We start from the raw sequence: 18,594 nt of genomic DNA, 5'->3' as shown, positions 1-18,594 counted from the left end.
AATAGCGGCCTAAGAACAGCGCGTCTCAGAAGCCCAGTTTGACGAGCTGCTTCGGGTCGCGCTGCCAGTCCTTGGCGACCTTGACGTGCAGGTCAAGGTAGATCCGGGCACCGAGCAGCGCCTCGATCGCCTTGCGCGCGTTGGTGCCGACCTCGCGGAGCCGGGCACCGCCCTTGCCGATGATGATGGCCTTCTGGGAGGGCCGCTCGACGTACAGGTTGACGCGGACGTCCAGGAACGGGCGGTCCTCGGGCCGGCCTTCCCGCGGCACGATTTCATCGACGACGACGGCCAGGGAGTGCGGCAATTCGTCGCGGACGCCTTCGAGGGCTGCTTCCCGGATGAGTTCGGCGATCATCACCGCTTCCGGTTCGTCCGTCAGGTGACCGTCCGGGTACAGCGGCGGCGACGCCGGCATGTGACCGATCAGGACGTCGGCAAGGGTGTCGACCTGGAAGCCGTCCGTGGCGGAGACCGGGACGATGTCCTTCCAGCCGTCCTCGCCGAGGACCTCGCGGCCCAGGGCCGCGACAGCGAGCAGCTGCTCGGTGAGGGCCTGGCGGTCGACGGTGTCGGCCTTGGTCACGATCGCGATGATGGGCTTGTTGGGGATGGCGGCGAGCTGGGCGGCAATGAACTTGTCCCCCGGGCCGATTTTCTCGTTGGCCGGCAGGCAGAAGCCGATCGCGTCGACCTCGGCGAGGGTGTCGGCGACCAGTTCGTTCAGCCGCTTCCCCAGCAGCGTGCGCGGGCGGTGCAGGCCCGGGGTGTCAACGAGGATCAACTGGGCATCGTCCCGGTGCACGATGCCACGGATTGTGTGGCGCGTGGTCTGGGGCTTGGCCGAGGTGATCGCGACTTTTTGGCCGACCAGGGCGTTGGTGAGGGTGGACTTGCCCGCATTGGGCCGTCCGACCAGCACCGAGAAACCGGCGCGGTAGCCGCCGTAGGCTGCGTCGCCGTCGGACTTATTCTGCTTGCTCACGTGAGACTCCCTGTTGGATTGGTGCGGCCTCGTCGAGAAGGTCTTCAAGGTCAGTTTGTTCTTTTGCTACGGCGGCCGCAATGATGTGGCTGACGCGGTTCCGCCGGCCCTCCAGCCTGTCGGCGCGGAGGGACAGTCCGTGGACCTGGACAGTGCTGCCGACAATCGGCACCCGCCCGAGGGCCTTGGCGAGCAGGCCGCCCACGGTGTCTACTTCGTCGTCGTCGAGCTCGAGGTCGAAGAGTTCGCCGAGGTCATCGATGCTCATGCGGGCGCTGACCCGGTAGCTTCCGTCCCCCAGCGCCACGGCCTCGGCGCTTTCGGTGTCGTATTCGTCCACGATTTCGCCGACAATCTCCTCGATAAGGTCCTCCAGCGTGACCAGCCCCGCCGTTCCGCCGTATTCGTCGATGACGATCGCAACGTGCGTGGATTCCTTCTGGAGTTCGCGGAGCAGGTCGCTGACGAGCTTCGAGTCCGGCACGTAGCGGACCTCGCGGGCCACCTCGTCCACGACCGGGGGTTCCTCGTCCGGGCCGAGGTTGTGGAGCGAGGCGGCAACGTCCTTCAGGTACACAATGCCCAGGATCTGGTCCGTGTTTTCGCCGATGACCGGGATCCGCGAATACCCGGAGCGCAGGAACAGCGACATCGCCCGGTGCAGGCTGGATCCGGAGTCGATCGTGAGGATGTCGGTCCTGGGCACCATAACGGAGCGGACCAGGGTGTCCCCGAAGTCGAAGACCGACTGGATCAGTTCGGCCTCGTTGTCCTCGATTACGTCGGACTCGGTCGCCCGGTCCACGAGTTCGCGGAATTCTTCCTCGCTGAAGAACGCCTCGCTGTCGGCCGGCGCGCCGGGAGCTACGACGCTGCCGAGCCGCACCAGCCAGCCCGGGATCGGGCCGAGCACGGCGTACAGGGACCGGACCAGCGGGGCGCTGAACCGGACCAGGGCGGCGGAGTGGACCCGGCCGAGCTGCCGCGGGGACACCCCCACGATCACGAAGCCGACCAGCGCCATGATGCCGGTGGCCGCCAGCCCGGCCAGCCAGACGTTGTCCAGCATGCTGTAAAGGAGCACGGTCACGGCGACGGCGGCGGCCATCTCGAACCAGACCCGCCAGAACCGCAGGGCGCGCATGTGCCCCACGGGCTGGGCCAGGATGCGTTTGAGCGAGGTGCCCCTGCTGTTCAGGACCGCCTGCTCGGCGTCGTGCCGGGGCAGGAAGTTGAACGCGGACTCTGCAGCGGTCAGCACTGCGGCAAAGCTAAGGAACACCAGCGCCATGCCGGCGAGGATCAGTGGGGTCACTGAACCGTCTCGGACGGGGCCGCTTTGCCGGTGAAGGCGGTCAGGAGTTCGCGCTGCAGCCCGAACATCTCTTCCTTCTCTTCCGGCTCGGCGTGGTCATAGCCCAGCAGGTGCAGGATGCCGTGCGTGGTCAGCAGCAGCATCTCGTCCTGGGTGGAGTGGCCGGCGTTGCGGGCCTGGACCTCGGCCACCTGGGGGCAGATGGCGATGTCGCCGAGCATGCCCTGCGGCGTCGGCTTGTCCGGCGTGCCCGGGGTCAGCTCGTCCATGGGGACGGAGAGGACGTCGGTGGAGCCTGGCTCGTCCATCAGTTCGAGGTGCAGCTTTTCCATGGCCGGTTCGTCCACGAGCAGGATGGACAGCTCGGCCTGCGGGTGGATGTAAAGGCTTTCGAAGATGAAACGCGACAGCGCCACGAGCCCGGCCTCGTCGACGACGACGCCGGATTCGTTGTTGACCTCAATGCTCATGCGTGTTCTCCCCGCGTTTCCCGGGCGACGGAGTGCTTGACCCGGTTCCTTTGGACTTCGTCCCAGATGCTGTAGGCGTTGACGATATCCCCCACCAGGCGGTGCCGGACGACGTCGGAGGCGTCCAGGATCGAGAAGTTGACGTCCTCGATCCCCTGCAGGATCTCCTCGACAATCCGGAGCCCGGAGCGGGTGCCGAAGGGCAGGTCCACCTGGGTGATGTCGCCGGTGACCACCATCTTGGAGCCGAAGCCCAGACGGGTAAGGAACATCTTCATCTGTTCCGGCGTGGTGTTCTGCGCCTCGTCGAGGATGATGAAGGCATCGTTAAGCGTGCGGCCTCGCATGTAGGCCAGCGGGGCGACTTCGATGGTGCCGGCGGCCATGAGGCGGGGAATGGATTCGGGGTCCATCATGTCGTGCAGGGCGTCATACAGGGGCCGCAGATAGGGGTCGATCTTGTCGCTCAGGGTGCCCGGCAGGAAGCCGAGCCGCTCCCCCGCCTCGACGGCAGGACGGGTCAGGATGATGCGGCTGACTTCCTTCTGCTGCAGGGCCTGGACGGCCTTGGCCATTGCCAGGTAGGTCTTGCCGGTACCGGCCGGACCGATCCCGAAGATCACGGTGTTGGCGTCGATCGCGTCCACATAGTTCTTCTGGTTCAGCGTCTTGGGCCGGATGGTCTTCCCGCGGGTGGAGAGGATGTTGGTGGTCAGCACTTCCACGGGGTTCTGCAGCGACTGGCTGCGCAGCAGGGAGACGAGCTGCTGCAGCACGGCCGGGGTAATGACGGTGCCTCGGGCCACCAGCCCGCGCACCTCGTTGAGCAGGCGCATGATGCGCGGCACGTCGGCGGCTGGACCGCTGATCGCGAGCTCGTTGCCCCGGACATGGAAATCGACGGCGGGGAACTGGTTTTCGATAAACCTTAGGGCTTCGTCATGGCTGCCCAGCGACTGGACCATCTGCTCTGAGTCGTCGAACAAGACCACCTCCGTCCGCAGCCCTGGTAGGGAGTGGGGAAATTCCCCTGCGGTGCGTTCTCGGGCGCTGAACCGGGCCTTGCCGTTCGCTGCTTCAGTCATGGTGTTGGCCCGCGGGCCTCTGGTCCCCTCCAGTATGAATATGGTCTGTCGCCGTGATCCGTACCGACGGCGGTTCGCACCGCCCGCGGCCGGGGTCTACGGGTGCTTCCATCTTACGCCAGCGCGGCGCGGCCGACGCCGGAGGGGATCCGGCGCCGGCGGTTACGGGTAGGCGTTTCCGAAGACGACCCACCCCTCCAGCCAGTGGGCGCCTGTTGCCGGGCACGGCTGTTCCGCGTTGCCGGGTTCCGGCTCACGCTCCGGCTTCGGTTCCGGCTTCGGTTCCCGGTCTGGTTCCGACACGGTCAGGCCGCGCTCTCCAGCGCGCCGGCGCGGGACCCGACGCCCGCGTAGCGTCCCTTGTAAAAGAGCAGGGGCTCAGCGTCGGGGCGGGCGCCCAGGGCGCGGACGGCGCCGACGACGATCGTGTGGTCGCCGCCGTCGTACTCCTGGTGGAGTTCGCAATCCACCCAGGCCAGGGCGTTATCCAGGACTGGGTTGCCCAGCGGAGAGGGAGAATGGCCGACGCCGGCGAACTTGTCCGTCCCCGAGCGCGCGAACTGCCCGGCCAGATGCTGGTGCTCTGCGGCCAGGATGTTCACGGTAAACCGTCCCGCCGCACGCAGCAGCGGCCAGGTGCTCGATGTCCGTGCTGGGCTGAAAGTGACCAGGGCCGGCTCCAGGGACAGGGAGGCGAAGGACTGGCATGTGAAACCAGCCGGCCCGTGCCGGGTTGCTGCGGTGATCACCGTCAGGCCGGTGGCGAAGTGTCCGAGAACGTGGCGGAGTGCCTTCGGGCTGAGGTCAGAATGTTCCGTCATGGCGGGTCCTTTCGAGCGCTGGTAGCCCCAATCAACCACCGCAGACTCGGGTTCCCAAGCCCGGCTGCAACGCACAGTCGCGCAACGACACAACGCGTCACGGACCCGTTGCATGACGTAAGAATTCGGCACCGGGAGTTCGCCGGCCATGGCCGTTAGGCTCGGTTGATGGCAAACCAGGAAAACTTGATGGACGTCAGATCCGCGTACGACACAGTCGCCGAGACCTATTCAGCGGTGATCCCGGATACCAGCTTCGAGGCCCCGCTGGATATGGCCATGATGGACCACTTCATCGCCCACATGCGCGGCACGGCGGACCGGACGGTGATCGACGTCGGATGCGGTGCCGGACGAATGAGCAGTTATCTCGGCCAGGCGGGGCTGAACGCCAGCGGTGTCGACCTGTCGCCCGAAATGGTCCGGATCGCGCAACAACTGCATCCCGGGCTGTTGTTCGAGCTGGGAGAGCTGACGGACCTGCCCCAGGCGGACGCGGCTGCGGACGGTGTCCTCGCCTGGTATTCGATCATCCACTCTCCCCCGACGGCGCTGCCGGCGATTGCTCGCGAGTTCTGGAGGGCGCTCCGCCCTGGCGGTTCGGCGCTCGTCGCCTTCCACGCCGGCAGCGGCCACCGCACGATTGACCGTGCCTACGGACACGACGTCGAGCTCCGGGCGGAACTGCACGCACCCGAGGAGGTGGCGCTCTGGTTCACCGAACAGGGCTTTGTGATGCGCGCCCAGCTGGTGCGTTCACCGAGGGCCAAGGAAAAACATCCACAGGCCGCCATCCTCGTCGACAAACCCTTCGTGGCTTCAACACTTAGTCCTTCATAGGGGACGTTGGCGTGTTCGCAGGGCCGAACCAGCGGTGAACTGCTCTTCACGGGAGTAGTCGAGATAGTGCTTGAGGGAGGGATCGCCGGTTCCCGGCATGGCTCCGGCCGCTGCCGCCTTCACCAGCCAGTCCACCTGATGCGGGATGGTCTGAGCGTATGTCCCCACAGGTTCATAGACGAGGTCAAGGGAGGCCTTGGTGCTCAGTACCAGCGGAGGCCGGAAATCCCACGGGTGGTCACCGAGGCCCGCGGGTGCGCTGTCATCCAGAAGCACCTCTTCCCAGTGGTGGCCCAGGTAGCGGGCAATTGCTGCGGCGATCTGCCGGGCATTCGGCGCATCTGGATCGGCGCTGTTGAGGATCCGTGCCGCGGGCACGGCGGCAACCCGTTCCACGAGGGCCGCCGTGTTCACCGCTGCCGTCGTGTGGTCCGCGCCCTGCCCCGCATGGGCCAGGAACACGGCCGGGCGCCGGTCGAGGACCCGTTTGACGAACATCCATTCCCGGGGCAGGGCCGCGCCCTCACCATGTACCTTGGACGCCCGGATCACCGTCACGGGATGGCCGCTGCCCAGGAGGGTGTTCTCTGCAGCCACCTTGTTGGCGCCATAGCCTTCCCGGGATTGGTAGTCCCCGGTTCCCGGCCGCATGGTCGGATTGTTCTCGAGGATCGGCGCATCAAAGCGGGGCGCTACATCGGAATTGACGTGGTTGCCGGCGGCGTCAACGTACACAGCCTTGCTCGAGAGCATGACGGCCGAGGTCACCGCGGCCAGGTGTGGCAGGAGTTGCCGGGCGTCGGCGTCGGTGTAGCACACCGCGTCCACGAGGAGATCGGCACCACCGGCCATCACCCCTGCCAGTGCGGCGTCGTCACGACGTTCGGCGGCGATAAATCGGGCACCGGCGGCAGCCAGGTCAGCCGGCATCTTGGTCCGGTCCCGGCCCGTCATGTCCACGGCCCAGCCGGCACGGATCAGCCGCCACGCAATAGCGCGGCCGAGAACGCCAGTGCCTCCAAGGATCACAGCCCGTTTCATTGTCCGACTCTAACGGACGGGTGCTTTTGCGGGCGCACCGCCAAAGTAGGGTACTTCCATGTTCATCATTCGCGAAGGGCGCCCAGACGATGTACCGGGCCTTGCGGCACTAAGGGCCACCTGGACGGCGGAACATGACGCCACGCCTATGGACGATCCCGCCTTCGACGCCATCTTCACGGAGTGGATGAATGCCAGTCCCCGAAAGTTTTTTGTGGCCGACTGCGGTGGCGAACTCGTCGGGATGCTCAACCTGGTGATTTTCGAGCGGATGCCCAAACCCGGAACGGAATCGTCCCGGTGGGTCTATCTGGGCAACGCCTACGTGCTTCCGGAGTTTCGGAACGCCGGAATCGGCGGCCGGCTCGTGGAGGCATCGATCCAGTTCGCGCAAGACATCAAGGCCGTACGGATGGTGCTTTCCCCCTCCGACGCTTCACGCGGCTTCTACGCACGGCTTGGTTTCGAACCGGCCGCGGAATTGAACATTCTCAGATTTTGACCCACGGCCGCCAGGCCGATGCGCCGGCTCAGGCACGATGGACACATGGAATTGCAGACTGATCGTCTCCTGCTGCGCGAGTACACCCCGCACGGCAGGTGACCTCAGCCGGTGTTCAGCGTGGCACCTGCCCGGCTAAATGTCGGAGCGGACCATCCGTATTTCAGGTAGTTCCTCCCACTCGGGTGAAAGCAACTTACGCGTCCCATCGGGCTGAAAACCGTTCTTGGCGTAAAAGGCCTGAGCGCGCACGTTGGCCTCAAGGACCCACAGGTAGGCGGGTAAATCGCCGAGGGCGGCCTTCAATAGGGCGACACCGAGCCCAGTGCCATGGGTGCACCTCAGAGTGTAAATGGAGTAAAGCTCAAGTTCGACGGGCAGGTCATCGTCACGTGCCGTACCTGCGTCGGCAAATCCAACTAATTCATTGCTCTCGTCCACGGCGATGATTCGCGGCTGAGTGCTGTCCAGATACGGTCGGCGTTTTTCCACGCGTTCAGGCATGCTGGCACGGCGCGCATCGAAGAACGCCGGGGACAAAAGGTGCCCGTAGCATTCCTCATGGGCCAGGGTGTGCATCCTGACAACGGCATCAGCGTCCTCGACCGCGGCTTGGCGGATCTGATATTCCATCGTCCCAGCCTAACTTTGGCTTGAGGGCTTCCCCGGGTCATTTTTCAGCCGGCCCGCAGAAGGCCACGCCGGTAGGGTGGCGACGCCGTCACCAGCCGCCGCGCGTCGGCGTATGTCCCTTTCGGGCGTCGTCGGGCATTGCCATTTCGGCCCGCAGGCCCAGGAGCCGGATCGGACGGTCTGCTTCGATTCCGGCTGCGAGGTCCAACGCCTGCGCGAGGATTTCGTCCCGGTCGAATGTCTCGGGAAGCTTCCTCGCGTGGGTCTTGGTGACGAACGGCGCGTACCGGACCTTGAGCGTCAGCCCAACCACGGGCCGACCTTCGGCCACAACATCCTCCAGGACGCGCGCTGTCAACTCCCTCACGGCGTCGTCGACCTGGGCGGGTTCGGTCAGGTCGCGCTGGAAGGTGGTCTCCCGGCTATGCCCGCGGGCAACCCACGGGGTGTCGTCCACAACGCTGGCGCCGTCCCCGCGTCCGAGCTCCGCGTACCAAGGTCCCATCCTGGGGCCGAACTCCGGGACCAGGTCCTGGGGGTCGGACGCGGCTAGCTCGGCCACTGTGTTGATGCCGAGTTTGGCCAGTCTGCCCGACACCTTGGTTCCGACGCCCCAGAGCTCCTTGGTGGGCCGACTGCCCATGACGTCGAGCCAGTTCGCGGCAGTGAGACGGAAGACGCCGGCCGGCTTGCCGAAACCGGTGGCGACCTTGGCTCGTACCAGGGTGTCGCCGATCCCCACGCTGCAGTGCAGCTGCGTTCGCTCCAGGACAGCGGCCTGCACCTGCCGGGCGTAGGCTTCCGGATTCTCTGTCTCGGTGCCTACGAAAGCTTCATCCCACCCGAGGACCTGCACGGTGGCGCCGGGCTGCGCGCGCAGGGTGGCCATGACCGTTTCAGACGCCGCGAGGTAAGCTTCCTGATCGACGGGCAGGATCACAGCGTCGGGCACTTTCCGGGCCGCAATGCGTAAGGGCATTCCGGAACCCACGCCGAACGCCCTCGCTTCGTAGGATGCCGTCGACACCACGGCGCGTTCCGTGGGGTCGCCCCGACCGCCGACAATGATCGGCTTGCCTGCAAGCTCCGGCCGCCGGAGCACTTCGACCGCCGCGATGAACTGGTCGAGATCGACGTGCAGCACCCATGGGATTCCGCTCACGGCACCAGTGTGCCCTAAAGATCCCTTGCAGGCATCGGCTCTCCACCAAGCCTGGCCGGACTCACCGTCGTCAACGTGCCCTTCCGTGCCCGGCGCTGCTGCGTACCGAAGTGCTTGGAGACCGGGTGCGGACAGCGTTGGGCGCAAAAACCGACGATCTGGAAAGTGTCGAACTCCTGGCGCTGACGCCCTACGCTGACCTCCCAGCAGCGGCGGGGAAACGACTCCGCCTCCGCGATGGGCGGGCCAATGCACTGATACACCTGGTGCTGCGTCCCCTCGCCCGGACCACGTCTGTGCAAGGAACCACAAGCGGACGCCATTAGGTATCAACTTTGTATCGGCCTCATATCGTTCCCGTTGCAGTTCCGGCGCCAGGGCCCAAACGCGGCTGCCGCGCCGCGCCCGTGTGCCATGCTGGAATCCGGCTGTCCCGGGATCGCCAGGCCGGCCTCCGGCCGGTGAGCGATCGGGCGGCCGTCAGCGGCCGGCGACGGCTACAAACGGATCATCACCGCGGAACGCGGGGCGTAAGAAGGGACAGCGGCATCAGGAAGCGTGGAGTTCAGCAGCCATCGGCGGGGCGCGTCCGCCGCGTCGCGCTGGCGTTGGCGCTGCCTGCCGTGCTCGTCCTGTCCGGCTGTGTGGCGACGCCGCAGAGCGGCATCACAAATTCCAGCAGCCCATCAGAGCTCATTCCCGCCCCGGCGTCGGGCGCCCCCACCACGAGCGCACCGCTCGAGACTGCCCAGACGTCGAACAAGGCTCCGGTGTATTGGATCGGCCGCGGCAACGACAACGCGTTTCTATACCGCGAGTTCCGCGACGTTCCGGATCAGGACAATCCCGTCACCCGCGCCCTGCGGGTCATGATGTCGCAGAAGCCATTGGACCCGGATTTTTTCACGCCCTGGCAAAATCCGAAGAAGCTGGCGACGTCGATTTCCGGCAAGAACGTCATCACGGTGGATGTCTCCGCTGATGCCTTCAACAGCAACGTGGATGCGGCCATGGCCGAGCGCGCCATCCAGCAGCTCGTCTACACGGCGACAGCTGCCGCGGCCAGCGCCGGCCTCATCGATGCCGGACAGCAGGTCCAGGTGGTTGTGCTGGTGGACGGTCACACCGACTACGTCGCCTTCAACCATGTCCGCCTGGGCGAGCCGACGTCCCGCAGCGCCGGGATGGTGGCACCAGTGTGGATCATTGATCCGCAGGAGGGCACGTCCGTGGCCGACGGTTCGGTCAAGATCAGTGGCCGCAGCACCGTCCAGGGCGGAAAGCTCCGCTGGGCGATCCTCAAGGTTGACGGCGACGGCGACAACGCCAAGACCGCGTATCTCAACGGCAGCGCCACGGCCTCGGCCGATGCAGCCCGGCCCGGGCTGTTCACCTTGTCCGTGAACCTCGGCCCGGGCAATTACGAGGTCCGGGTGTCCCAGGTGGACGCATCCGACAGCGCCAAGGAAGTATTCCAGGACACCCGCGGGTTCACGGTCAAATAGAAGTCACCTGGACAAGGCGTCACGTCAGCTGCGGCGACGGCTGCCGCAGGTCACCAACGGCCGAGGATGTCGCTGGCCAGCACAGTGGCGGCGGGCCCGGCCGTGGACGAACGCAGCACATGGTGCCCCAAAAGAGCCGTAACCGCGCCGGCGTCGCAAAGCCGGGTCACCTCCCGCGGGCTGATGCCGCCTTCCGGACCCACGATCAGCAGGACCTCACGGGATCCGGCATCGTCTGCCACAACCTCGCCGGGCCCATCACTTTCCAGCCAGGCCTCGAGTACCTGCCGGAGCGGGCGCACGGCGTCTTCGTGCAGGATGACGGCGAGGTCTGCCGCCGCTACGGCCGCCTGCAGCCCGGCGCCGTCGACGGCGGCCCGGACCTCGGGAATCCATGCCCGGCGCGCCTGCTTGGCAGCTGCCGTCACCACCGACTGCCACTTGGCATGCGCCTTCGCCGCCCGCTCGGCCTTCCACCGCACAATGGACCGCTCGGCCTGCCAGGGAATGACGGCGTCGATGCCCAACTCGGTCGCGGTCTCGGCCGCCAGTTCATCGCGGTCGCCCTTGGCCAGGGCCTGGACCAGGACCAGCCGTGTTGCGGGCCGTGGTTCCTCAGCCAGGTCCACGCATTCGACGGTCAGCTCCCCGGCAGCGACGGCTGTCACGGTGCCGGTCAGGCGCTTGCCGGCACCGTCCGCGATGTCGACGGCTTCGCCCACCCCGATCCGTTTGACGGTGACGGCGTGGCGGGCCTCGGTGCCCCCGAGGACGAAGGCCGAGCCGGGGACCTGCTGGTTCAGGGTGCCTGGGGCGGTGAAGAAGACCGGGTTACTCACCGCTACAGGTTACCGAGCCGGTCCCGCAGTTTGGCGAAGACGCCGCCGCTGGCCGCAAGCTTTCCTTCCGTGAGGTGCTCGCCACGGTGCTTGGCCAGCTGGCGGAGAAGTTCCTCCTGGACGTGATCGAGCTTGACCGGCGTTTCCACCTGCAGGTGCACCTTCAGATCGCCGCGGCCGTGGCCGCGCAGGTGCGTGACGCCGAGACCGCGAAGGGTGATGATCTCGCCGGACTGGGTGCCGGCCTTGACGTCGATTTCCTGCTGTCCGTCGAAGGTGTCGAGGGATATTTCGGTGCCGAGGGCGGCCGCCGTCATGGGAATGTTGAGGCTCGCGTGGAGGTCATCGCCCTCGCGCACGTAAGTGGCGTCGTTGTTGACCCTGATCTCCACGTACAGGTCCCCGGCGGGGCCGCCGGCGGGGCCGGCCTCGCCCTGGCCGGACAGCTGGATGCGGGTGCCGGTGGCCACGCCGGCCGGGACCTTGACGGTCAGGGAGCGGCGGCTGCGGATCCGGCCCTGGCCGCTGCATTCGTTGCACGGGTCCTTGATGACGGTGCCGAAGCCCTCGCAAGACCCGCAGGGGGCGGACGTCATGACCTGGCCCAGGATGGACCGCACGGCGCGCTGGACCTGACCGCTGCCGCCACAGATGTCGCAGCGGACCGGGTGGGTGCCCTCCCGGCAGCAGGATCCCTCGCAGGTGGGGCAGATGACGGCCGTGTCGACCTCGAGCTTTTTGTTCACGCCGAACACCGCATCGCGGAGGTCGATCCGGACGCTGATCAGCGCGTCCTGGCCGCGGCGGACCCGGGACGCCGGGCCGCCCTGGCCGCCACCGGCGCCGAAGAAGGTCTCGAAGATGTCCTGGAAGGCGAACCCCTGGCCCGAGTAGCTGCCGCCGCCGAACCCGTTGTCGGTGCCGTTCTCATTGCCGGTGGTGTCATAGACCCGGCGCTTCTGCGGATCGGAGAGGACCTCGTAGGCGTGCGTGACGGCCTTGAACCTGTCCGAGGCGTCCTCCCCGGGGTTCACATCCGGGTGCAGGGTCCGGGCCAGTTTCCGGTATGCCTTCTTGATCTCCTCCCCCGATGCGTCGCGGGAGACTCCAAGAACGTCGTAGTGGCTGCTCAAAGTGTGTATCTCTTCCTTGTTGTACTGCCTGTGGGGCACTGCCTGTGGGGCAAGAAGTCGTATTCGGTCCCGGGCCTGTCAGGGCCCCAGGATCCTCGAAAGGTAGCGGGCCACCGCTCGGACGGCGGCCATGGTGGTGGGATAGTCCATCCGGGTGGGCCCAAGCACTCCGACCTTGGCCGTGGCGTCCGGCCCGTAGGCGGTGGCCACGACCGAGGCCTCGGCGAGACCGTCGTAGGGATTTTCCCGGCCGATGCTGACGGTCACGCCGCGCGGGTCTTCGGCCATTTCGCTGAGCAGGCGGAGCATGACCACCTGTTCCTCGAGGGCCTCCAGCACGGGGCCGATGCTGAGCGGGAAGTCCACATTGGAGCGGGCCAGGTTAGCGGTGCCGGCCATGACCATGCGCTCTTCACGGCTGCTCGTAGCCAGGGCCTCAAGGCCGCGGGCCAGCGCCTGGGCTGCTCCGCGCCGCGCGGGCGGGCCACCGGCAATGACGGCGGGCAGCAGCTGCGGCATCAGGCTCAGCGGCTTACCGGAGAGGCTGGCCAGAAAACTGGTCCGCAATTCCGCCAGCGCGTCGTCGGGAATGTCCTGCCCGACGTCGATCACGCGCTGCTCCACCTTGCCGGTGTCCGCGATCAGAACCGCCAGCACTTTCCGGGGCGCCAGCAGCACGAACTCGATGTGCCGCACCCGGGCGCGGCTGAGCAGCGGATACTGCACGACGGCGACCTGGTTGGTCAGGTGCGAGAGGAGCCTCACGGTCCGGTCAAGGATGTCGTCGAGGTCCTCGGATCCTTCCAGCAGCGCCTGGATGGCCCGGCGCTCGGCCGGCGACAATGGCTTCACCGCTGAGATCTGGTCGACGAACAGCCGGTAGCCCTTGTCAGTGGGGATCCGGCCGGCACTCGTGTGCGGTGCCGTGATCAGGCCCTCGTCTTCCAGCGCCGCCATGTCATTTCGGATTGTGGCGCTCGAGACGCCGAGATGGTGCCGTTCAACGAGCGCTTTGGAACCAACGGGCTCACGCGAATGGACGTAGTCCTCCACGATGGCGCGCAGCACTTCGAGTTTGCGCGGTTCGCTCACGCTCCACCTCCAATCGACTGTCCCGCAGTCGGTGCCACCCCCCTCGTCCGGTCCGGGTCCACAAATGGTGCATGGACGGCCCGCCACAGGACAAGGGTTAGCACTCGACATGCCTAAGTGCTAACCAGTCTAATATGAGTCGCCGCGTTGTTAGCATTGGATTCGCTCCAGGCGTCGCCCGCGGGAACGCGATTCCCGTCACGTCGGCGCCGAGACCGTGGCAGCCGCTGCCGTTGCCGCGCCGTCGCGGTCCGGTTCCGGCCCCCGGAGAGTTCCACCGACCGCCGTACATTCCGAGTGCAAAGTAAGCGTGTAGAGATGTCGTACCAGAACTGGGGACCCCAGGACCTGTCCGCCCCCGCCAAGACCCAGTTGCCGGAAGTCCCGGTGGAACGCGGGATGGTCCTCGAGGAGGTCCAGTCCGGCTGGGTGGGCGCCGTCACCCGGGTGGAGAAATCCGGCGGCATGCACGTGGTGGCGCTGGAGGACCGGCGGGGCAAGTCGCGGTCCTTCCGCCTCGGCTTCGGCTTCCTCTTGGACGGCCAGCCCATCCGCCTGATGCCGCCGGCCCCGAAGAAAACCGCCCCGGCCGCCGGTGCCGGCCGCACGGCGTCGGGCTCGGTGCGGGTGGCGGGACAGCGTGCACAGGTGGCCAAGGCCAGCCGCATCTGGGTGGAAGGAAAGCACGACGCCGAACTGGTGGAGAAAGTGTGGGGCGATGACCTCAGGGTGGAGGGCATCGTCGTCGAGCCCCTGCACGGCATTGACGACCTCGCGGCCGCCGTGGCGGACTTCGGCCCGGGCCCTGGCCGGCGCCTCGGCGTGCTGGTAGACCACTTGGTGGCCGACTCCAAGGAGTCGCGGATCGCCGACGCCGTCATGGCCTCACCGGGCGCCGCCGGCAACGTCCTGATTGTGGGGCACCCTTACGTGGACGTGTGGCAGGCCATCCGGCCCGCGGTCCTGGGGATCGAGCAGTGGCCCGTGATCCCCCGCGGCACGGACTGGAAGACCGGGATCCTGATGGCTTTCGGCTGGCCCCACTCCACAAAGGAGGACATCGGCCTCGGCTGGCAGAAACTCCTGGGGGCTGTCCGCAGCTACGCTGATCTGGAGGCGTCGCTGCTCGGCCGCGTGGAAGAGGTCATTGACTTCCTCACCGTGCCCTAGTCCGCCGCGGCGGCCGCCCCTGATCTCCATTTCCGGGCCCGAGCAAGTATTCTTGAAACGGCGGCCGCGCTTCCGGTGCGGTCCCGGCTATTTCAGGCACAACCCAGGCAGCAACGCATCACCGCAATCCGAAGGGCTACACCGTGGCAGATAACGCACGCGAACACACGGGCAATCAGGCTGGCCATGGCCAGCCCCCGTACCATGGCGTTCCGGCAAACGCGCTGCCGCTGACGGCCAGCGAGGACCGCCAGTGGGCCACGCTCGCGCACTTCGGCGGCATCCTGGGCTGCGTGCCGTCGCTGCTGATCTACCTCATCTTCAAGGACCGCGGCCCGTTCACGGCACAGGAATCCAAGGAAGCCCTCAATTTCACGCTGCCGCCGACGCTCGCCGCAGTGCTGGCCAATTTGCTGGTCTTCATCCCGGTGGTGGGCAACCTCTTCGCCGTGCTCGCCACGGTGATCTGGATCGCCGTGACGTGCTTCTCGGTGGCGGCCGGCATCCACGTCAACCGCGGCCAGCCGCACCGTTACGAGTTCAACCTGCGCTGGATCAAATAGCCGGCCCGGACCCAAGCAAGAGAGCCGGCCGCCGCCCGTCAGGGGCAGCGGCCGGCTCTCTTTTGTGCGGCAGGGTGTTGTGGCCGCTGATGCGGCAGCCAACTTGTGGAGGCTTTGCCGGGCAGACTAGTCCGGCAGGATCCTGCGGACGACGGCGTCAGCCAGCAGCCGCCCCTTAAGCGTGAGAATGAGGCGGCCTTTGAAAGCCGCCGCGGGGTCCACGAGGCCGTCCGCGATCAGCCCTGCGACAGCGTGCCTGCCGGTGTCCCCCAGGCCCCCGAGGCTTGGGATGTCGAGTCCGGAATTGAGCCGGGCCTCGAGCATGACCCGTTCCACGTTGCGGGTTTCGGAGTCCAGCGTTTCGCGTCCGGCGGCGGGTGAAGCGCCGGCGCCGAGGCGGTTGGCGTAGGCGGTGGGGTGCTTGACGTTCCACCAGCGGACGCCGCCCACGTGCGAGTGTGCCCCGGGCCCGATGCCCCACCAGTCGTCCCCGCGCCAGTAGGCGAGGTTGTGCCGGCAGGCCTGTTCGGGGGTGCGGGACCAGTTGCTGACCTCGTACCAGTTGAGCCCGGCGGCGGAAATCAGTTCGTCGGCGAGTTCGTACTTGGCGGCGTGGTCGTCGTCGTCGATTTCCGGCACTTCGCCACGGCGGATCTGCGCGGCAAGCTTGGTGCCGTCTTCAACGATCAGGGCATAGGCGCTGATGTGGTCGGGGGCGTAGGACAGTGCGGTCTCGAGCGAGTAGCGCCAGTCCTCCAGCGACTCCCCCGGCGTCCCGTATATGAGGTCGAGGCTGACCGAGAGCCCGGCATTACGCGCCCACTGCACCACCTCGGGCACCCGGCTGGGCGTGTGGGTGCGGTCCAGGACCTTCAGGACGTGCGGTACGGCCGACTGCATGCCGAACGAAACGCGGGTGAACCCGGCGTCGGCCAGCAGCTGCAGGGATGCGGGCGTGACGGAATCGGGGTTCGCCTCGGTGGTCACCTCGGCGCCGGGCTGCAGTCCCCAGGCGTCGATCGCGGCGGTGAGGATGCGCGCCAGGTCCTCCGCCGGCAGCAGCGTGGGGGTTCCGCCGCCGAAGAAAACCGTGCTGAGGGGACGGTCGGGCAGGCCGCTGCCCTTCAGGGCCGCGGCGGCGAACTCCACTTCCGCGATCGCGGTGGCGGCGTAGGCGTCCTGGGAGGCCCCGCCGCCCAGCTCGGTGGCGGTGTAGGTGTTGAAATCGCAGTACCCGCAGCGGACCGCGCAGAACGGGATGTGCACGTACAGCCCAAAAGCGCGCTGATCGGCGCCCTCGCCCGCCTGGGCGGGCAGCAGCCCGTCTGCCGGCGCCGGGTCGCCCAGGGGAAGAACGCTAGGCACGGGCCCGGCCTGCCGATACTGCAGCAACAGTCATTACCTGCACCGTTACTTCTTGGCCTTGTCCTTGGACTCGTCCGTTGTCAGCGCGGCGATGAAAGCCTCCTGCGGCACCTCGACGCGGCCCACCATCTTCATGCGCTTCTTGCCTTCCTTCTGCTTTTCCAGCAGCTTGCGCTTTCGGGTGATGTCACCGCCGTAGCACTTGGCAAGGACGTCCTTGCGGATGGCGCGGATGCTTTCGCGGGCGATGATCCTGGAGCCGATGGCGGCCTGGATGGGCACCTCGAACTGCTGGCGCGGGATGAGTTCGCGCAGCTTGCCGGTCATCATCACGCCGTAGGCGTAGGCCTTGTCGCGGTGGGTGATGGCGGAGAACGCATCAACCTGCTCGCCCTGGAGCATGATGTCCACCTTGACCAGGTCGGCCACCTGCTCGCCGTCGGCCTTCCAGTCCAGTGACCCGTAGCCGCGGGTCTTGGATTTGAGGATGTCGAAGAAATCGAAGACGATTTCGGCCAGCGGCAGGCGGTAGCGGATTTCCACCCGGTCCTCGGAGAGGTAGTCCATGCCGCCCATGACGCCGCGGCGGCTCTGGCACAGCTCCATGATGGCGCCGACAAACTCGTTCGGCGCAAGGATAGTAGCGGACACCATCGGCTCACGGACCTCAGCGATCTTGCCGGTGGGGTATTCGCTGGGGTTGGTGACGTGGACGACCTTCTTGTCCTCCAGCGTGACCTCGTATTCGACGTTGGGCGCGGTTGAAATGAGGTCCAGGTTGTATTCGCGTTCGAGCCGCTCGCGGGTGATTTCCAGGTGCAGCAGGCCCAGGAATCCCACGCGGAAGCCGAAGCCCAGCGCGGCGGACGTTTCGGGCTCGTACACCAGTGCGGCGTCGTTGAGCATCAGCTTCTCCAGCGCATCGCGGAGCACCGGATAGTCCGTGCCATCGAGCGGATACAGGCCGGAGAAGACCATCGGCTTGGCGTCCGCGTAGCCGGGGAGGGACTCCGTGGCGGGCTTGGCCAGGTTGGTGACGGTGTCGCCCACCTTGGACAGGCGGACGTCCTTCACACCGGTGATGAGGTAGCCGACCTCGCCGACGCCAAGGCCCTTGGAGGGGGTGGGTTCCGGGGAGCTCACACCAATCTCAAGGAGCTCGTGCGTGGCACGGGTGGACATCATCTGGATGCGTTCACGCGGGTGCAGCATGCCGTCGACGACGCGGACGTAGGTGACCACACCGCGGTAGGTGTCGTAGACCGAGTCGAAGATCATGGCCCGGGCGGGGGCGTTCGGGTCGCCCACCGGTGCCGGCAGGTCGCGGACGATCTTGTCCAGCAGGACCTCGACGCCCATGCCGGTCTTGCCGGAGACGCGGAGCACGTCGTCGGGGTCGCCGCCGATCAGGTTGGCGAGTTCCGCCGCGTATTTCTCGGGCTGGGCTGCCGGGAGGTCGATCTTGTTCAGGACCGGGATGATGGTGAGGTTGTTTTCCATCGCCAGGTAGAGGTTGGCGAGGGTCTGGGCCTCGATGCCCTGGGCTGCGTCCACCAGCAGGATCGCGCCTTCGCAGGCCGCGAGCGAACGAGAGACCTCGTACGTGAAGTCGACGTGCCCGGGGGTGTCGATCATGTTCAGCGCGTAGCTGGTGCCGTCGAGTTCCCAGGGCATGCGGACGGCCTGGGATTTGATGGTGATGCCGCGTTCGCGCTCAATGTCCATGCGGTCCAGGTACTGGGCCTTCATGTCACGGGACTGGACAACACCGGTGAACTGGAGCATCCGGTCGGCCAGTGTGGATTTGCCGTGGTCAATGTGCGCAATGATGCAGAAGTTCCGGATGATGGCCGGATCTGTTGCGGCGGGCACCGGGGCGGTGCGGGCCATGGGAGACACGCAGGGTCCTTACTGTTGGCATTACTGTTGGCTTTTCCACGGCTCGGTGCGGATGCTCGTATGCCATCCTGCGACGTGGCGCATTTCTGTCCCTATAGTCTCCCACGTCCGGGCCAGTGGCAGTGCATCCCTGCGTTGCGTTGCGCGCTGCCCCGGGTCCGGTGGACTCTCGGC

At 66.7% G+C, this 18,594-nt stretch carries 18 protein-coding genes; 5 read left to right on the top strand and 13 right to left on the bottom strand.

Annotated features, from left to right (window positions below):
- Window positions 1–25 precede the first annotated feature (25 nt).
- The 5 genes from era to Y706_RS0111490 form a co-directional block, all read right to left on the bottom strand.
- Window positions 26–985, bottom strand: coding sequence for a GTPase Era (gene era, locus Y706_RS0111515; RefSeq protein WP_028276711.1), 960 nt, complete (start codon window positions 983–985; stop codon window positions 26–28).
- Complete coding sequence (locus tag Y706_RS0111510; RefSeq protein WP_028276710.1) at window positions 969–2,300, bottom strand: hemolysin family protein; 1,332 nt, start codon at window positions 2,298–2,300, stop codon at window positions 969–971. Before Y706_RS0111510 ends, era begins: the two co-directional genes overlap by 17 nt.
- Entirely contained in the window at window positions 2,297–2,770 is a 474-nt protein-coding gene (gene ybeY / locus Y706_RS0111505) for an rRNA maturation RNase YbeY (RefSeq protein ID WP_028276709.1), read from the bottom strand. Before ybeY ends, Y706_RS0111510 begins: the two co-directional genes overlap by 4 nt.
- Entirely contained in the window at window positions 2,767–3,855 is a 1,089-nt protein-coding gene (locus Y706_RS0111500; RefSeq protein WP_028276708.1) for a PhoH family protein, read from the bottom strand. The genes ybeY and Y706_RS0111500 overlap by 4 nt, the downstream gene beginning before the upstream one ends.
- A 305-nt stretch (window positions 3,856–4,160) precedes the next feature.
- A complete protein-coding gene (locus Y706_RS0111490) occupies window positions 4,161–4,676 on the bottom strand; it encodes a flavin reductase family protein (RefSeq protein ID WP_028276707.1) in 516 nt (171 codons plus the stop codon).
- A gap of 189 nt (window positions 4,677–4,865) precedes the next feature.
- Here Y706_RS0111490 and Y706_RS0111485 point away from each other — a divergent pair, with 189 nt between their 5' ends.
- Window positions 4,866–5,516: a class I SAM-dependent DNA methyltransferase gene (locus Y706_RS0111485; RefSeq protein WP_052355064.1), complete on the top strand. Its 651-nt coding sequence runs from the start codon at window positions 4,866–4,868 to the stop codon at window positions 5,514–5,516.
- Here the strand turns inward: Y706_RS0111485 and Y706_RS25030 are convergent.
- The gene (locus Y706_RS25030; RefSeq protein WP_052355063.1) at window positions 5,511–6,557 is read right to left on the bottom strand and encodes an NAD-dependent epimerase/dehydratase family protein; all 1,047 of its coding nucleotides are present in this window, start codon (window positions 6,555–6,557) and stop codon (window positions 5,511–5,513) included. The two genes, Y706_RS0111485 and Y706_RS25030, sit on opposite strands and share 6 nt — an antisense overlap.
- Window positions 6,558–6,615: 58 nt before the next feature.
- On the opposite strand from Y706_RS25030, the gene Y706_RS0111475 reads away from it, so the two are divergent.
- Window positions 6,616–7,059: a GNAT family N-acetyltransferase gene (locus tag Y706_RS0111475; protein WP_043436034.1), complete on the top strand. Its 444-nt coding sequence runs from the start codon at window positions 6,616–6,618 to the stop codon at window positions 7,057–7,059.
- Window positions 7,060–7,194: 135 nt separating this feature from the next.
- Here the strand turns inward: Y706_RS0111475 and Y706_RS0111470 are convergent, their stop codons facing one another.
- Both Y706_RS0111470 and Y706_RS0111465 read right to left on the bottom strand, forming a co-directional pair.
- A complete protein-coding gene (locus tag Y706_RS0111470) occupies window positions 7,195–7,692 on the bottom strand; it encodes a GNAT family N-acetyltransferase (RefSeq protein WP_028276704.1) in 498 nt (165 codons plus the stop codon).
- An 88-nt stretch (window positions 7,693–7,780) separates the two neighbouring features.
- Window positions 7,781–8,836, bottom strand: a complete 1,056-nt coding sequence (locus Y706_RS0111465; protein ID WP_028276703.1) for a DNA polymerase IV — start codon at window positions 8,834–8,836, stop codon at window positions 7,781–7,783.
- A 641-nt stretch (window positions 8,837–9,477) separates the two neighbouring features.
- Here Y706_RS0111465 and Y706_RS0111460 point away from each other — a divergent pair.
- Entirely contained in the window at window positions 9,478–10,359 is an 882-nt protein-coding gene (locus Y706_RS0111460) for a GerMN domain-containing protein (protein WP_253906772.1), read from the top strand.
- Between the two features lie 50 nt (window positions 10,360–10,409).
- Here Y706_RS0111460 and Y706_RS0111455 read toward each other — a convergent pair whose 3' ends face one another.
- The 3 genes from Y706_RS0111455 to hrcA all read right to left on the bottom strand — a co-directional run bounded on the left by Y706_RS0111455 (window position 10,410) and on the right by hrcA (window position 13,423).
- Entirely contained in the window at window positions 10,410–11,198 is a 789-nt protein-coding gene (locus Y706_RS0111455; RefSeq protein WP_028276701.1) for a 16S rRNA (uracil(1498)-N(3))-methyltransferase, read from the bottom strand.
- A gap of 2 nt (window positions 11,199–11,200) precedes the next feature.
- Window positions 11,201–12,331 carry a molecular chaperone DnaJ gene (gene dnaJ / locus Y706_RS0111450; protein WP_028276700.1) on the bottom strand — a complete coding sequence of 377 codons (1,131 nt, stop codon included), beginning with the start codon at window positions 12,329–12,331 and terminating at the stop codon, window positions 11,201–11,203.
- Between the two features lie 78 nt (window positions 12,332–12,409).
- Complete coding sequence (gene hrcA, locus Y706_RS0111445) at window positions 12,410–13,423, bottom strand: heat-inducible transcriptional repressor HrcA (RefSeq protein WP_028276699.1); 1,014 nt, start codon at window positions 13,421–13,423, stop codon at window positions 12,410–12,412.
- 318 nt (window positions 13,424–13,741) lie between these two features.
- On the opposite strand from hrcA, the gene Y706_RS0111440 reads away from it, so the two are divergent.
- Complete coding sequence (locus Y706_RS0111440) at window positions 13,742–14,593, top strand: DUF3097 domain-containing protein (protein WP_028276698.1); 852 nt, start codon at window positions 13,742–13,744, stop codon at window positions 14,591–14,593.
- A 143-nt stretch (window positions 14,594–14,736) separates the two neighbouring features.
- Window positions 14,737–15,156 (top strand): DUF4870 domain-containing protein, encoded by a 420-nt coding sequence (locus Y706_RS0111435; RefSeq protein ID WP_026537291.1) that lies wholly within the window; start codon window positions 14,737–14,739, stop codon window positions 15,154–15,156.
- Window positions 15,157–15,282: 126 nt separating this feature from the next.
- Here Y706_RS0111435 and hemW read toward each other — a convergent pair whose 3' ends face one another.
- Together hemW and lepA are read right to left on the bottom strand one after the other, a co-directional pair.
- Window positions 15,283–16,521, bottom strand: a complete 1,239-nt coding sequence (gene hemW / locus Y706_RS0111430; protein WP_028276697.1) for a radical SAM family heme chaperone HemW — start codon at window positions 16,519–16,521, stop codon at window positions 15,283–15,285.
- 45 nt (window positions 16,522–16,566) lie between these two features.
- Window positions 16,567–18,420: a translation elongation factor 4 gene (gene lepA / locus Y706_RS0111425; RefSeq protein WP_026266375.1), complete on the bottom strand. Its 1,854-nt coding sequence runs from the start codon at window positions 18,418–18,420 to the stop codon at window positions 16,567–16,569.
- Window positions 18,421–18,594: the final 174 nt, after the last annotated feature.

Source organism: Arthrobacter sp. I3 (assembly GCF_000520575.1).
Taxonomy (GTDB): domain Bacteria; phylum Actinomycetota; class Actinomycetes; order Actinomycetales; family Micrococcaceae; genus Arthrobacter; species Arthrobacter humicola_A.
Note: the sequence above shows the minus strand (reverse complement) of the source record. Positions and strands in the feature narration are given on the sequence as shown.

Excerpts from the sequence above, each read along its gene's own strand:
- ybeY (WP_028276709.1), bottom strand. The coding sequence starts at position 2,770 with ATGAGCATTGAGGTCAACAACGAATCCGGCGTCGTCGTCGACGAGGCC.
- Y706_RS0111500 (WP_028276708.1), bottom strand. The coding sequence starts at position 3,855 with ATGACTGAAGCAGCGAACGGCAAGGCCCGGTTCAGCGCCCGAGAACGC.
- Y706_RS0111490 (WP_028276707.1), bottom strand. The coding sequence starts at position 4,676 with ATGACGGAACATTCTGACCTCAGCCCGAAGGCACTCCGCCACGTTCTC.
- Y706_RS0111485 (WP_052355064.1), top strand. The coding sequence starts at position 4,866 with ATGGACGTCAGATCCGCGTACGACACAGTCGCCGAGACCTATTCAGCG.
- Y706_RS25030 (WP_052355063.1), bottom strand. The coding sequence starts at position 6,557 with ATGAAACGGGCTGTGATCCTTGGAGGCACTGGCGTTCTCGGCCGCGCT.
- Y706_RS0111475 (WP_043436034.1), top strand. The coding sequence starts at position 6,616 with ATGTTCATCATTCGCGAAGGGCGCCCAGACGATGTACCGGGCCTTGCG.
- Y706_RS0111470 (WP_028276704.1), bottom strand. The coding sequence starts at position 7,692 with ATGGAATATCAGATCCGCCAAGCCGCGGTCGAGGACGCTGATGCCGTT.
- Y706_RS0111440 (WP_028276698.1), top strand. The coding sequence starts at position 13,742 with ATGTCGTACCAGAACTGGGGACCCCAGGACCTGTCCGCCCCCGCCAAG.